Origin of the sequence: Mixta sp. BE291 (assembly GCF_031457955.1) — a bacterium.
Classification (GTDB): Bacteria; Pseudomonadota; Gammaproteobacteria; order Enterobacterales; family Enterobacteriaceae; genus Mixta.
The window spans coordinates 76,255-91,331 of the sequence record NZ_JAVDXN010000005.1; the positions used below are offsets into that span (position 1 = coordinate 76,255).

Sequence of the window (15,077 nt, forward strand, 5' to 3'; positions counted from 1 at the left end):
CTTATGAAAAAAATTACCACGGTATGTCCTTATTGCGCATCGGGCTGCAAGCTGAAGCTGGTGGTGGATGAGGGTAAAATTATTCGCGCGGAAGCGGCGATGGGGAAAAATAACCAGGGCACGCTCTGCCTGAAAGGCTATTACGGCTGGGATTTTATCCATGATACCCAGCTGCTTACGCCGCGCCTGCGCACGCCAATGATACGTCGTCAGCGCGGCGGCAAGCTGGAGGCGGTCAGCTGGAATGAAGCGCTGGATTACGTCGCTGAGCAACTCAGCAGGATCAAGGACAAATATGGCCCCGATGCGATCCAGACCACCGGATCGTCACGTGGCACCGGTAATGAAACTAACTACGTGATGCAAAAATTTACCCGTGCGGTTATCGGGACGAATAATGTGGATTGCTGCGCACGTGCCTGCCACAGCCCGTCGGTGGCAGGTTTGCAGCAGTCGATCGGCAACGGCGCGATGAGTAACGCGATAACCGAAATCGATGGGACAGATTTGGTCTTTATCTTTGGCTATAACCCGGCAGATTCACATCCTATCGTGGCCAATCATATTCTTAATGCTAAACGTAACGGGGCCAAAATCATCGTTTGCGATCCGCGCAAAATCGAAACGGCAAAGATTGCCGATATGTATATTGCGTTGCGTAACGGTTCCAACATTGCGCTGCTTAACGCTCTTGCGCAGGTGATTATTGCCGAAGATCTCTATGACAAAGCGTTTGTTGCCGCGCGTTCTGAAGGCTTTGCGGCTTTTTGTGAGGTGGTCGCCGCTTATACTCCGGAGTCGGTAGAAAACATCACCGGCGTTAGCGCGCAAGAGATCCGCCAGTGTGCTCGTTTATATGCCACGGCGAAAACGGCAACCATCCTTTGGGGAATGGGCGTTACTCAATTCTATCAGGGCGTAGAAACCGTGCGAGCGCTTACCAGCCTGGCGATTCTTACCGGTAATCTGGGCAAGCCGCACGTTGGCGTGGGGCCTGTGCGCGGGCAAAATAATGTGCAGGGCGCCTGCGATATGGGGGTTTTGCCTAATACCTATCCAGGCTATCAATCGGTTAGCGATGCGGCTAACCGTGAAAAGTTTGCCCGCGCGTGGGGAGTCGACAGCCTGCCAGCGCACCCCGGCTACTGTAGCAGCGAACTGCCGCATCGGGTTGCAAAAGGGGAGGTGCATGCGGCCTACATTATGGGGGAAGACCCCTTGCAAACCGACGCCGAGCTGGCAGCGGTGCGCACGGCCTTTAGCGATCTGGATCTGCTTGTGGTTCAGGATATTTTCATGACCAAAACCGCAGCGGCAGCTGACGTCATTCTGCCTGCGACCTCCTGGGGCGAGCATGAAGGCGTCTACACCGCGGCCGACCGCGGGTTTCAACGTTTTTTCAAGGCGGTCGAACCGCAGTGGGACTTAAAAACCGACTGGCAAATTATCAGCGAAATTGCCACCCGCATGGGCTATCCGATGCACTACAACAATACGCAGGAGATCTGGGATGAGCTGCGGCACCTCTGCCCTGATTTCTATGGCGCTACCTATGAAAAAATGGGCGAGCTGGGCTATATCCAGTGGCCATGCCGAAGTGAGGATAAGGCCGACCAGGGAACGTCCTGGCTGTTTAAAGATAAATTCACCACGCCAAATGGCCTGGCGCAGTTCTTCACCTGCGACTGGGCTGCGCCGCAGGATAAGCTTAACGACGAATATCCTATGGTGCTTTCTACGGTACGGGAGGTGGGCCACTACTCTTGCCGTTCGATGACTGGTAACTGTGCCGCCCTGGTCGCGCTGGCGGATGAGCCAGGCTGTGTGCAGATTAATAATAAGGATGCCGAACAGCTGGGCATCGAGGATCGGGCGCTGGTATGGATCCATTCGCGCAAGGGTAAGGTCATCAGCCGTGCACAGGTAAACGACCAGACCAACAGAGGCGCGGTCTATATGACCTATCAGTGGTGGATAGGGGCCTGTAACGAACTGGTGGGCGAGAACCTCAGCCCGATAACCAGAACCCCTGAATATAAATATTGCGCGGTACGCGTTGAACCCATTGCCGATCAGCGCGCCGCAGAGCAGTATGTCAGCAATGAATATGCGCAGATAAAGCATTACCTAAAAGCGCAGGCGCTGAATTAATCAGAGTGCACTGCTTATAAAAGCACTGACGCTGAATGAATCAGGGTGCATTAGTTATAAAAGCGCAGGCGCTATGAGTTAATCACTCATACACCGGCATCGGAGAGAAGCGTTAACCGGTGGTTATTTTCTCTTTAACCTGATGCACGCGGATTTCCTGCCGCTCCAGAATATGTTGATATTCAGGCGATAAACCTTGATCGCTAATAACATGGCGGAAAGGTTTATCCGGGGCGAGCGGATAAGGGTGAATTAACCCAAATTTTGAGGAGTCGGTTAGGGCAAAGGTTTCAACATCTTTGGCCATTACCGCGTTAACGATATCGCTGCGCAGCATATTTTTGCCGGTAAAACCGGTTTCGGGATGCCAGCCATCAATACCAATAAAAGCTTTCTGGAAATGCACCTGTTGAATACAGCTGCGCGTTAACGGACCGACTACCGATTCACTGCTTTTCTGGTAAAGGCCGCCCAGTACAATGACCTCACAGCGTGAATCTTTTAATAAACCGGCAATGTAATGGCTGACGGTGATAATGGTGATGCTGTCATCGTTGGCAAGGTGGCGGGCGAGCAGCGCATTGGTGCTGCCGCCTTCAATAAATACCGATTCACCGGAATGAACCTGTGCGGCGGCATATTCCGCCAGGCTCTGTTTCAGCGAAAAACGCGATTGCATCCGTGCCTCAACATTATCGCTTTCCATCGAAACGGCGGAGCCATGAACGCGCTTCAGGTAGCTGTTTTTTTCCAGCGTATTTAAATCCTGACGAACGGTAACTTCAGAAACGTTGGTAATACGGGACAGTTCGCTGACGCTGACGCTTCCTCGCTCGTTAACCAGCTGAATAATTTGTAATTGCCTTGCGTTCATCTAACGTCTCGCCATCTGTTCCGGGGGAAGGGAGTATATCAAAAGCGCGGGGGAATCACATTTGGCCTGGATTTCCCCGCGTCTTAACCGCGCGATTAATTTAGGCTTTTGCTATGTCAAAAAGCCTGACCAGAGAGTAATTAACCTTCCTCCATATCCAGACCACGGCGGCCGTTGGCGTTAAGATCGCTCAGCTGAAAGCGGTTTTCCCACGCTTGCTCATAATTTTCACGCGGGAAATCTGCCGGTGAGGCGCCCTGTTCCAGCGCGGCGCGTACGCTGCGCGCATAGGCGAGATTTTTCGCACACGCCGGGGCGGCCGGAATATACATGACATTGCCCCAGCCCTGCTGATTTTCAACCGGTGCGACGGAATGGATAACATCACAATGCCACCACACCGAATCGCCTGCCTGCAGCGCCGGGATAGAGCAAAGTCCGGCAATCAGATGAGGATGCCACTTCTCTGAGACCGGCAGCACCCGGCCAGGCTCCACGCCGCACAATTCATCTTCTGGTACATCATCCAGTAAAGGCCGCAGCAGCACATATGCCATCGCTTCTGGCACCGGTACGACATGCAGCAGGCCTTGTCCGGCGATCATATCCGACAGCGCTGTCCAGCCCTGGAAAGTGCGAAACGCCGAACATTTGGTGGTGTTGTCCACGTCATATTCATTCACCTCGGGACGATAAGCCGCATTCCACGGATCGTATTCGGCAAAATGGTTAGTGAAGATCTTATGGAACACGTTTTGGTAAGCGGGCAGTAACCAGCGCTCCAGCGCGCCGGAGTCGGTGTGTGCGCCCAGTCCTTTTGAGGTGGTGCCCGGCAGGCGGCGGCGAATGCGATCGGGGTAGATAATATTCACGTCTGGATTGAACCAGCTGCCGCCAGCATGCTGAAACGTCCAGAGGCGGTTAAGAAATGCCTGCGTCGTAGCTATTTGCTGACTCTGACGCGCTGCCATTTGGGCTTTTGACCAGTAGATGGGATAAATTTCCGGCCGCGACGCCTCCAGCGAACCAAAGAAGTTATCTCCCGGCCCACGATAAACTTCATCAAAATGGTTCTCATCGAGATAACTAAGCATTGATTGATCCATCGCCAGCGCGTTATCTCTGCTGAACGTTTGCCGCACGACCAAACAGCCGCGCCGCTTGATATGCGCAATTTGCTGCTCGGTAATATTACCCGCCGCCAGATCGGCATAGTTAATGTCCGGCCAGGCGCTGCCGCTCGCTTTCTCTTCTGCACGCGCTGCGGCTATCTCAGACTCGATTTTATCGCACACCTGACGGAATAAGCCTTCAACGTCACCAATCTGCGCACGCATCGCACGCTTCATCTCTACAATATTCTTTTTATAATCATCAGGTAAGGTTACTGAAGTAAAGGATGCGCTCATCATCTTCTCCACCGTTTGGGTAAGGTATCAGGTAAAATGAAAGCTATAAACTTTCATTCGTAAGCTTCAGCAGCAAATGTAGCAGAAATGATCGCAGTCCAGGGGGAAATTACGCGCTATTTAACGATTTTGTGACTTTCATTCGAAGATGGCTGGCAGCGTATCCGCAATCCGGTACGCTGCAAGAGAGACGATCTTTTATGATCCTGCGGCTTAGCTCTGCTTACAGGTTCGCTACGCCAAAAGCGGCTAACCAGTCCTGTTCAAATTTTTCCACTGCGGCGTTGACGGCTGGTGTTGTCACGATTTGCTCCGCAACATCCAGCGGCAGCGTAATGGCCTCGCAGCCCGTCAGCAGGCAATCCAGCGCCTGACGCGGCGTTTTAAAGCTGGCTGCCAGCACTTTGGCGGTAGGCGCGTGCAGTTTTAAGAGTTGCTGCAACTCTGTGACCGTTTGAATGCCATTACCACCCTGGGCATCGATCCGGTTTACGTAGGGCGCGATATATTCTGCCCCGGCCAGCGCCGCCAGCAGCCCCTGCGCAGCACCATAAACCGCCGTGCCTAAGGTAGGAATGCCTTCTGATTTCAGCAGCTTAATTGCCGCCAGCCCTTGCGGGGTCACCGGAACCTTCACCACCAGATCGCTGATAATAGCGCGCAGTTTTTTCGCCTCATCCACCATCGCTTCAGCGTCTCTTGCCATGACCTGCGCGAACAGCCGTCCTTTACCGCCCAGCGCCTCCTGCAGTTCAGGCAGCACGACCGCAAGCGGTTTTTTACCGTTGGCGATAATGCTGGGATTGGTGGTAACGCCCGCCAGCGGGAAGATCGGTGCCAGTCTCCTGACCGCCGCGACATTAGAGGTATCAAGATAGAGTTCCATAGGGTTTCCTTAATAATGTGTGATGCTGAGCAAGCTGCGCTCAGTATATCCACAAAGCCGCCTTTTTTATTGACTGAAGTCAATATGATTTTCTTTCGAAAGTTATTTAATCTTCATGCGTAAATAAGGGGGCCTTATGATTTTTAATATCCAGCGCTATTCCACGCATGATGGACCAGGTATTCGTACCGTGGTGTTTTTAAAAGGCTGCTCGTTGGGATGCCGCTGGTGCCAGAATCCTGAAAGCCGTTCCCGCCAAAAAGATCTGTTATATGACGCACGCCTTTGCCTGGCTGAGTGCGATCTGTGTCAGCAGGCCGCGCCTGAGGTGATCCAAAAAACCTTAAACGGTTTGATTATCCGGCGTGAAAAAATCGAACCTGAACATATCGCTGTACTGGAAAACTGCTGTCCCACGCTGGCGCTGACCGTATGTGGCGAAGAAAAAGATGACGCAGAAATTATGGCGGTTGTCAGGCGCGACCGCGCTTTTTACCAGCGCAGCGCGGGCGGCGTCACGCTTTCCGGCGGCGAGCCATTTATGAATCCGCAGCTGGCGGCCAGGCTGTTGCGCCAGTGCAAAGAGGAGGGGATCCATACCGCGGTCGAGACCTGCCTGCATGTGCCCTGGCGCTATATAGAACCCGCTTTGCCGCATGTCGATCTGTTTCTCGCCGATCTGAAACACGTTGATGAACGTACTTTTAAGCAGTGGACCGACGGCTCGGCGAAACGCGTGCTGAATAACCTGCGCCGTCTGGCAACGGCAGGCAAAAACATCACGATTCGGGTGCCGCTGATCCCGGAATTTAACGCCAACCCGCAAGCCGTTACCGACATTGTTAACTTCGCTGCCGATGAACTCGGCGTCAAAGAGATTCATTTTCTGCCTTATCACACCTTGGGCATGAACAAATATGCCCTGCTTCATCAGCCTTATCTGGCGCCGGATAAGCCGCTGGATTGTCCGGCGTTATTAACTTTTGCCGAGTCGTATGCAAAACAAAAAGGCCTGACAGCGACATTAAGAGGATAAGAACATGACTACCCTGAAACTCAATACCCTGAGCGAACGCATCAAAGCGCATAAACAAGCGCTGATACATATCGTTAAGCCGCCGGTGTGCACCGAACGTGCGCAGCACTACACCAAAATCTATCAGGAGAATATGGATAAGCCGGTGCCGGTACGCCGCGCGCTGGCGCTGGCGCATCATCTGGCGAACCGTACTATCTGGATCAAGCATGATGAAATGATTGTGGGTAACCAGGCGAGCGAAGTGCGCGCCGCGCCGATTTTCCCTGAATACACGGTAAGCTGGATCGAAAAAGAGATCGACGATCTTGCCGATCGTCCCGGCGCGGGCTTTTCCGTATCCGAAGAGAACAAGCGCGTGTTACATGAAGTTTGCCCCTGGTGGCGCGGGCAGACGGTGCAGGATCGCTGCTACGGCATGTTTACTCATGAACAGCAGGCGCTGCTGGCCACCGGCATCATCAAAGCCGAAGGAAATATGACCTCTGGCGACGCGCATCTGGCAGTGAACTACCCGTTGCTGCTGGAAAAAGGGCTGGACGGCCTGCGCGAGAAAGTGGCGGAACGCCGGGCGCGTATTAACCTCACCGTGCTGGATGATCTGCATGGCGAACAGTTCCTGAAAGCGATCGCTATTGTGCTGGAAAGCGTTAGCGACCACATCAAGCGTTTCGCTGAGCTGGCGCGCCAGATGGCGGAACAGGAAAAGCGTGGCGCACGCAAAACGGAACTGCTGAAAATTGCCGAAAACTGCGCAGTGATTGCTCATCAGCCGCCGCAGAATTTCTGGCAGGCTTTACAGCTTTGCTATTTTATTCAGCTGATCCTGCAAATCGAATCCAACGGTCATTCCGTCTCTTTTGGCCGGATGGATCAATACCTTTATCCTTTCTATCGCCGCGATGTCGAGCTGGAGCAGACGCTGGATCGTGAACAGGCGATTGAGCTGCTGCACAGCTGCTGGTTAAAGCTGCTGGAAGTAAACAAAATCCGCTCCGGCTCCCACTCAAAAGCGTCAGCGGGCAGCCCGCTCTATCAGAACGTCACTATCGGCGGTCAAAACCTGATCAACGGCCAGGGCGTGGATGCGGTTAACCCGCTCTCCTATGCCATTCTGGAATCCTGCGGCCGCCTGCGCTCCACGCAGCCAAATCTGAGCGTGCGCTATCACGCCGGGATCAGCGATGATTTCCTTGATGCCTGCGTACAGGTCATCCGCTGCGGCTTCGGTATGCCTGCTTTTAATAACGATGAAATCGTTATTCCGGAATTTATTAAACTGGGTATCGCCGCGGAAGATGCCTATCAGTATGCCGCTATCGGCTGTATTGAAACTGCCGTGGGCGGCAAATGGGGCTATCGCTGTACCGGCATGAGTTTCATTAACTTTGCGCGCGTGATGCTGGCGGCGCTGGAAGGCGGACGCGATGCCACCAGTGGTAAGGTCTTTTTGCCGCAGGAGCAGGCGCTATCGCAAGGTAATTTCAGCAGCTTTGATCAGGTGCTGGCATGCTGGGATCGCCAGATTCGTTACTACACGCGTAAATCGATTGAGATCGAATATGTGGTGGATACCGTGCTGGAAGAGAACGCCCACGATATTCTCTGTTCGGCGCTGGTGGATGATTGCATCGAACGCGCTAAAAGCATCAAGCAGGGCGGGGCGAAATATGATTGGGTATCGGGTCTGCAGGTAGGGATTGCCAATCTCGGTAACAGTCTGACGGCGGTGAAGAAGCTGGTTTTTGATCAGGGTGTGATTGGTCAGCAACAGCTGGCAGAGGCGCTGGCCAGCGACTTCGACGGCTTAACCCATGAGCAGTTGCGTCAACGCCTGATTAACGGCGCGCCAAAATATGGCAATGATGACGACAGCGTCGATGCGATGCTGGTGCGCGCCTATCAAACTTATATCGACGAAATCAAAAACTATCACAATCCGCGCTATGGCCGCGGCCCGATAGGCGGCAATTATTATGCAGGCACCTCGTCTATTTCCGCGAATGTGCCGTTTGGCGCGCAAACCATGGCCACGCCCGACGGACGCAAAGCGAAAACGCCATTGGCGGAAGGTGCAAGCCCCGCTTCCGGCACCGATCATCTGGGGCCGACCGCCGTCATCGGTTCAGTCGGCAAGCTGCCGACCGGCTCTATTCTGGGAGGCGTTCTGCTTAACCAGAAGCTGAACCCAGCGACGCTTGATAATGATAGCGATCGCCAGAAGCTGATGGCGCTGCTGCGTACATTTTTCGAGGATCACCAGGGCTGGCATATCCAGTACAACATCGTATCCAGGGAAACGCTGCTTGAGGCGAAAAAACATCCCGATCAATATCGTGATTTAGTGGTGCGGGTAGCGGGCTATTCGGCCTTCTTTACCGCGCTCTCTCCTGATGCGCAGGACGATATTATCGCCCGTACCGAACACACCTTGTCTTAATACCCCAAGGCGCAGCAAGCTATCGCTGCGCTGCTTTCCCCGCTATTTCGCATTTTTACCCCACCTGGCTTGATCATCATCCGTAACAAAATGCCGTTTTCACTCTCTTCTCGACTCGCAAATGTTATGTTATAACATATTATTATTCGGCGGCCAGACTCCGTTTCTACGTCTCTTTACGCCTGCCGGAATGACGTTACGCATGATTTTCCTGCCGTCGGCAGAACGTGTTTGTAGCATGGTCAGCAAATGATATTGAGTTGCTTATGTCTGAATCTTCCTCTTTTTGTAAACGCACAGGCCTGACCTTACTGGCCCAGTCTGCGTTTGTCCGTACGCTCTACGTTAGCCTGGCGCTGATAGCGCTGTGGGGCGCTATTCACTGGGCGGACGCCATCGCATGATTAGCCTGAACAAACTGGTGACTGGCTATCGCGGGCAGGCGCTCAGTCAGCCAATTAGCGGGCAGTTCCCGCAGGGGAGCCTGACGGCAATTATGGGCGTCAACGGCGCGGGTAAGTCCACCTTGCTGAAAACCATTGCAGGTTTGCTGCCGCCGGTCAGCGGCGCGGTGCGGTTTGCACGGAGCGATAAAACGCTGGCCTGGCTACCGCAGCAAAGCGATATCGATCATCACTTCCCGCTGCGGGTGATTGAAGTGGTCGCGATGGGAAGCTGGCCCGCCAGCGGCATGCTGAAGGGCCTCGGTTGCGGCACGCGCGATAGAATTGAGGCCGCGCTGGAACAGGTTGGGCTACAGGACTTGGCTGGCCGGACGATTAACCAGCTCTCCGGCGGTCAGTTTCAGCGCATGCTGTTTGCCCGCATGCTGGTGCAGGACGCGCCGATCATTTTGCTGGATGAACCTTTTACCGGTATCGACAGCCAGACCAGCGCTTTCCTGCTACAGGTTATCGAACGGCTACATACGCAAGGGAAAACCATCCTGACGGTATTGCATAACCTGCAAATGGTGGAGCGCCACTTCCCTGAACTGCTCTATCTGCACGATGGCCATTATCACTGGGGAAACACCGCCGATATCGTGGAGGAAAACGCTGCGCGTCCGCTGGTGCGCTGCGCAGCCAGGTCGGAGGTGCGCCAGTGACCCATCCTGTTCTGGAGGCTTTTACCGCGTTTGGCTTTATGCGCCGCTCGCTGGTGGCCTGCCTCGCCTTATCGTTAAGCGTCACGCCGCTGGGCGTGTTTTTACTGCTGCGCCGCATGAGCCTGATTGGCGATGCGCTTTCCCATGCGGTGTTGCCGGGCGTGGCGGTCGGCTATTTGCTTTCCGGCATGTCATTGCTGGCTATGGGAGCGGGTGGATTTATTGCCGGTTTGCTGGTCGCGCTGCTGGCGGGGTGGGTGAGTTCGGTCACCACGCTGCGTGAAGATTCCAGCTTCGCCGGTTTTTATCTGGGTTCGCTGGCGCTGGGCGTAACGCTGGTTTCCCTGCGCGGCAGCGGTGTCGATCTGTTGCATTTACTGTTTGGCTCGCTGCTGGCGGTGGATCACACCGCGCTGATCTTCATCGGCGTTATCGCCACGGTGACGCTGTTGACGCTGGCATTGGGCTATCGCGCTATTGTGGCGGAAGCCTTTGATATGACCTTTCTGAAAGTGCGCTATAAGCATGCGCCGCGCCTGATCCATGCGCTGTTTCTGGCGCTGGTCGTGATGAACCTGGTGGCTGGATTTCAAATCCTCGGCACGTTGATGACGGTGGGGCTGATGATGCTGCCCGCTATCGCCGCGCGCTGCTGGTCAAATCGCTTACCAATCATTTTGCTGCTGGCGGTGGTTATCGGCATGGGTAGCTCCTTTGTTGGGCTGACCTGGTCCTGGTATCAGTCGCTGCCGGCCGGCCCGGCGATTGTATTAGCCGCCAGCCTGAGCTTTTTGGTTTCCGTGCTGTTTGGCGTGGAAAAAGGTCTGTTTCGTTTTACACATAACAAAATAAGAAGGTGAGGAAAAATGAAGTCTGTGCAATGGAAATATGCTGCGCTGTCGTTGGTGATGTTTAGTCCGGCACTGCTGGCAAAAACCGTTACCACCGTCGCCAGTTTCTCGGTGCTGGCGGATATGGTTCGGCAGGTTGGCGGCGAGCATGTCAGGGTCACTTCGCTGGTGGGCCGCAACGGCGATCCGCATGCGTTTCAGCCCTCGCCCAAAGATAGCCTGGCGCTGAATAAAGCGGATGTGGTGTTTGTTAGCGGACTGGGGCTGGAAGGCTGGATGGATCGTCTGGTTACGGCGTCCGGTTATCAGGGCAAAGTGATCACCGCGTCTGACGGTATCAATACTCGCAGCATGGAAGAAGAGGGGCAAAAGATAACCGATCCGCACGCCTGGAACAGCGCTAAAAACGGGGCGGTCTATGCGCGTAACGTGATGGCGGCGCTTATCGCCGCCGATCCGCAGGACAAAGCTTATTTTGAGCAGCGCGGCAACGCCTATATCCAGCAGCTGGAGAAACTGGATGCCTGGGCCAAACAGACTTTTGCCTCGGTGCCGGAAAGCAAGCGTAAAGTGTTAACCAGCCACGATGCGTTTGGCTATTTCGGCGCGGAATATGGCGTTGATTTCCTGTCGCCGGTGGGGTTTTCCACTGAGGCAGAAGCAAGCGCCAGTGAGGTGGGCAGCCTGATTCAGCAGCTCAAACAGGAAAAGATTAAAACCTATTTTATTGAGAATCAGACCGATCCGCGCCTGGTGAAACAGATTGCCGCGGCCAGTGACGCGCAGCCGGGCGGCGAGCTGTATCCAGAAGCGCTCAGTAAAGAAGATGGTCCGGCATCCACTTATGAAGCGGCGTTTAAACATAACGTCGAAACGCTTTACGCCAGTATGAAATAATCGCCGGATGCAGAGAGAAGGCCGCCTGGCTTCCTCTCTGTTACCTGTCCCTTTCTCAGTACATCCATTTCACCCGTTAATCAATTGGCTTGTAACCCGGCTATCGTCCTGATTCATCGCGGCAAAAAGCGGCACGATGGCTTTCACGCCCAGGCGACGCACGATGGCTTTCACGCCCAGGCGACGGATGATTTGTCGCGCCGGGCGCCGTGCTGAATCGATCCCCTTCTGAGCAAGAAAACTGCGAGGCGATGCACAATTCCTTTTGAAACCGGTTGCAGGTGCAAGGGGCGATGTTAGGCTGAAACCGGTTTCAACTACTGAGCGGCAGGGAATCACCATGGGAAAGATAAGAGATTATTCTAAATTAGCCTCTGATATTCTGAATGAAACAGGCGGCGAAGCGAACCTGATCGGCTTCACGCGCTGTGCGACGCGCCTGCGGTTGGTGCTGAAAGAGGTGCCCGCTAACGCCATCGAAAAGGTCAAACAGCTGGCGGGCGTGATCACCGTCGTGGTGAGCGGCGGTCAGTTTCAGGTGGTGATCGGCACCCACGTCGCCGATGTTTACGACGCCCTTGCCGCGCTCGTCGATCCCGATAAGCTGCAAAACAGTAATGAGAAAAAACGCTTTTTTGATACGGTGATCGCCACCATGTCTGCCGTGTTTGCGCCGATTATCTATGTGCTGGCGGCGGCGGGAATACTGCAGGGAATTTTAATTACCGTTAACTGGTTTCTGCCGTCGTTTCAGCAAACCGGCGCCTTTAGCGTGCTTAACTTTATCTCCTGGACGCCTTTTGCCTTCCTGCCGGTGTTTATCGCCGTTACCGCCGCTAAGTTTTTCAAGTGCAATATGTTTATCGCGCTGTTTTGCTGCTGCGCGCTGATCAATCCAGAATGGGCGGTAATTGCCGCGCAGATCGCCAAAGGCGATGCGGTAACCTTCTTCTCTCTGCCGCTGGCGCAAACGGTGTACACCTCATCGGTGCTGCCGCCGCTGTTCCTGGTGCTGGGCCTCTCGTACCTGGAGCGCTTTGTGGAACGCAAGCTGCCGCAGGTGATCGCGCCGCTGTTTACGCCGCTGATTTGCGCGGTGATTATGGTTCCGCTGACGCTGGTGCTGATTGGACCGGTGACGTCCGGGCTGGCTAACGGCATTGCGTGGGGCTACAACTGGCTGTTTGATACCGCGCCCGCGCTGGCGGCAGCGGTGATTGGCGGCGTATGGCAGGTCATCGTGATCTTTGGCGTTCACTGGGGTATTACGCCGGTGGTGATGGCAAACTTTGATCTGCACGGGCGCGATTCATTTCAGGCCTTTCAGACCATGGCAGTGGTCGGACAGATGGCGGCCGCCTTTGCCTGTGCGCTAAAAGCAAAGCAGCGCGGTTTTAAAACCGTGGCTTATTCTGCTGGCCTGACCGGCGTGTTCGGCATTACTGAACCGGCGATTTATGGCGTTACGCTGAAGCTGAAAAAGCCCTTTATCTGTGGCTGTATCGGCGGCGCAATCGGGGCGATTGTCACCAGCCTGTTCGGTAGCTATTACTACGCCTATGCCGGTCTGCCTGGCCTGTTAACCATTGTGAACGCCATCAGCCCGGAAAATCCGATGTCATTTATCGGTGAAGTCACCGGCGTGCTGGTGACGCTGGTGGTGACCTTTGTGCTGGTTTTTGTGGTGGGCTTTAAAGAGCCGGAAGCCAAAGCGGATGAGACCCGCGCCGCGCCGGGAACGGCTGGCTCCACCGGCGCAGGCAGCGCCGCGCCCAATGCAGCTGCTTTTAATAACGCCGCCGCAAACAGCGTTTCTCAGCATGGGAATGCGGACAATAGCGTCACGTCAACGGCGGTTGCCGCCTTAACCCTGATGAGTCCGGTGGCGGGCAAAGCGCTCCCGCTGGCGCAGGTGAGCGATGAAACGTTCTCCGGCGGTCTGCTGGGCGACGGCATCGCTATTGTTCCCGAAGAAGATATTATTCGCGCGCCCTGCGATGCCGAAGTCGCGACCACGGTGGACAGTCACCATGCCGTTGGCTTGCTGTGTGCTAACGGCGCAGAGCTGCTGATCCACGTTGGCCTGGATACGGTCAAACTCGGCGGCCAGCACTTTTCTACGCTGGTTAAAGTGGGGGATAAGATCTCCGCAGGCACGCCGCTGATTCAATTTCAGCGCCGCGAGGTGATCAATGCGGGTTATGACATCACCACGCCGTTTCTGGTGATAAATAGCGAGGAGTACCAGATGACCAAATATATTGATCACGGCGCCATCGCTTCCGGCGCGCCGGTGATGGCGATTGGCTAACAGGCAAAAGGGTTCGGAAGAACCCTTTTTTTATCGCCGACAACGTTATTCGGCCCGCTGATCTTTACGATATACTAGCGCTGTTTTAGCCGCTCCTGGTGGGGGGATCGTTCTGTCTATAAGCGAGGCTGTAATGGTGACAATGCTGGACGTTGCGCGCTGTGCCGGGGTATCGAAATCCACGGTGTCGCGCGTATTAAATGGTAAAAACGTCGTCAGGGAAGAGGTGAAGGCGCTGGTGTATAAAGCGATTGCCGAGACGGGCTATCGTCCTAATCTGCTGGCGCAGCAGCTGGCCACGCAAAAAAGCAGCATGATCGGCCTGGTGATTACCAATGAAGTCTATAACGGGCCTTTTTTCTCCACGCTGGTGTATAACGCCGCGAAGTTCTGCGAGCAGCATGACCACCGGCTTATTTTTGCCGACGGCAAACATTCTGCCGACGAAGAGATCAACGCTATCGATTTCCTGGTGCGGATGAAATGCGCCGGCATCATGGTTTACGCCCGTCACACCTCGCAGGCGCAGCTGGAAAAAATCATTAATGAAAGCCCGGTGCCGGTGATGATCCTGAACCAGCGGCTGACCGTTCGTCCTGACCGCAATATTTTTATCGATCACTATCGCGGCGGCGAAATCATGATGGATTACCTGCTGAGCCAGGGACACCAGCGCGTCGCCTATATCAGCGGCAAAATGCCGTCGCCCAGCAACACCGCGCGTCAGCAGGCCTGGCAGGATAAAACCCGCGTTGCGAGCGCCGCGCTGCTTGCGCAGGGCGACTGGAGCATGGAGAGCGGTTATCAGGCCGCGCTGAAGCTGATTGACAGCGCAGCGCCATTTACCGCCATTCTGGCCGCGAACGATGACATGGCGCTGGGCGCAATCAGGGCGTTGAAAGATCGTGGTCTACGGGTGCCGCAGGATATCTCGGTCGCCGGATTTGATAACGCCAATATCGGTCACTATTTTTCCCCGGCGTTGACCACGCTGGATACGCCGATTGAGCAAATGATCCAGTGCGCAGTGGAAAGGATCCTTGACGGCTCTAAACAGACGCAGGCGGCGCTCACCGGCACGCTGGTGAGGCGTGAATCGGTAAGCGCTCGTTAA

The 15,077-nt window shown here is 54.8% G+C and carries 12 protein-coding genes; 9 read left to right on the forward strand and 3 right to left on the reverse strand.

The features are described from left to right. Positions 1 to 3: 3 nt before the first annotated feature. A complete protein-coding gene (gene fdhF / locus J2X14_RS12960) occupies positions 4 to 2,151 on the forward strand; it encodes a formate dehydrogenase subunit alpha (RefSeq protein ID WP_352411617.1) in 2,148 nt (715 codons plus the stop codon). 112 nt (positions 2,152 to 2,263) lie between these two features. Here fdhF and J2X14_RS12965 read toward each other — a convergent pair whose 3' ends face one another. The 3 genes from J2X14_RS12965 to fsa form a co-directional block, all read right to left on the reverse strand. Continuing rightward, a complete protein-coding gene (locus tag J2X14_RS12965) occupies positions 2,264 to 3,025 on the reverse strand; it encodes a DeoR family transcriptional regulator (RefSeq protein ID WP_352411618.1) in 762 nt (253 codons plus the stop codon). Between the two features lie 140 nt (positions 3,026 to 3,165). Beyond that, entirely contained in the window at positions 3,166 to 4,434 is a 1,269-nt protein-coding gene (locus J2X14_RS12970; RefSeq protein WP_352411877.1) for a DUF1479 domain-containing protein, read from the reverse strand. A gap of 223 nt (positions 4,435 to 4,657) precedes the next feature. Next, the gene (fsa, locus tag J2X14_RS12975) at positions 4,658 to 5,320 is read right to left on the reverse strand and encodes a fructose-6-phosphate aldolase (protein ID WP_352411619.1); all 663 of its coding nucleotides are present in this window, start codon (positions 5,318 to 5,320) and stop codon (positions 4,658 to 4,660) included. A 136-nt stretch (positions 5,321 to 5,456) separates the two neighbouring features. Here fsa and J2X14_RS12980 point away from each other — a divergent pair, with 136 nt between their 5' ends. The 8 genes from J2X14_RS12980 (at position 5,457) to J2X14_RS13015 (ending at position 15,077) form a co-directional block, all read left to right on the forward strand. Beyond that, complete coding sequence (locus J2X14_RS12980) at positions 5,457 to 6,356, forward strand: glycyl-radical enzyme activating protein (RefSeq protein ID WP_352411620.1); 900 nt, start codon at positions 5,457 to 5,459, stop codon at positions 6,354 to 6,356. Positions 6,357 to 6,360: 4 nt separating this feature from the next. Further along, the gene (locus J2X14_RS12985; RefSeq protein ID WP_352411621.1) at positions 6,361 to 8,796 is read left to right on the forward strand and encodes a formate C-acetyltransferase/glycerol dehydratase family glycyl radical enzyme; all 2,436 of its coding nucleotides are present in this window, start codon (positions 6,361 to 6,363) and stop codon (positions 8,794 to 8,796) included. Between the two features lie 266 nt (positions 8,797 to 9,062). Beyond that, complete coding sequence (locus J2X14_RS12990; RefSeq protein ID WP_352411622.1) at positions 9,063 to 9,200, forward strand: hypothetical protein; 138 nt, start codon at positions 9,063 to 9,065, stop codon at positions 9,198 to 9,200. Then, the gene (locus J2X14_RS12995; RefSeq protein ID WP_502890014.1) at positions 9,197 to 9,904 is read left to right on the forward strand and encodes a metal ABC transporter ATP-binding protein; all 708 of its coding nucleotides are present in this window, start codon (positions 9,197 to 9,199) and stop codon (positions 9,902 to 9,904) included. Before J2X14_RS12990 ends, J2X14_RS12995 begins: the two co-directional genes overlap by 4 nt. Positions 9,905 to 9,942: 38 nt before the next feature. Next, positions 9,943 to 10,764 carry a metal ABC transporter permease gene (locus J2X14_RS13000; protein WP_352411878.1) on the forward strand — a complete coding sequence of 274 codons (822 nt, stop codon included), beginning with the start codon at positions 9,943 to 9,945 and terminating at the stop codon, positions 10,762 to 10,764. A gap of 6 nt (positions 10,765 to 10,770) precedes the next feature. After that, on the forward strand, positions 10,771 to 11,652 hold the full coding sequence (locus tag J2X14_RS13005; protein ID WP_352411624.1) for a metal ABC transporter substrate-binding protein: 882 nt from the start codon (positions 10,771 to 10,773) through the stop codon (positions 11,650 to 11,652). Positions 11,653 to 11,992: 340 nt separating this feature from the next. Then, positions 11,993 to 13,963: a glucose PTS transporter subunit IIA gene (locus tag J2X14_RS13010; protein ID WP_352411625.1), complete on the forward strand. Its 1,971-nt coding sequence runs from the start codon at positions 11,993 to 11,995 to the stop codon at positions 13,961 to 13,963. Positions 13,964 to 14,096: 133 nt separating this feature from the next. Continuing rightward, complete coding sequence (locus tag J2X14_RS13015; protein ID WP_352411626.1) at positions 14,097 to 15,077, forward strand: LacI family DNA-binding transcriptional regulator; 981 nt, start codon at positions 14,097 to 14,099, stop codon at positions 15,075 to 15,077.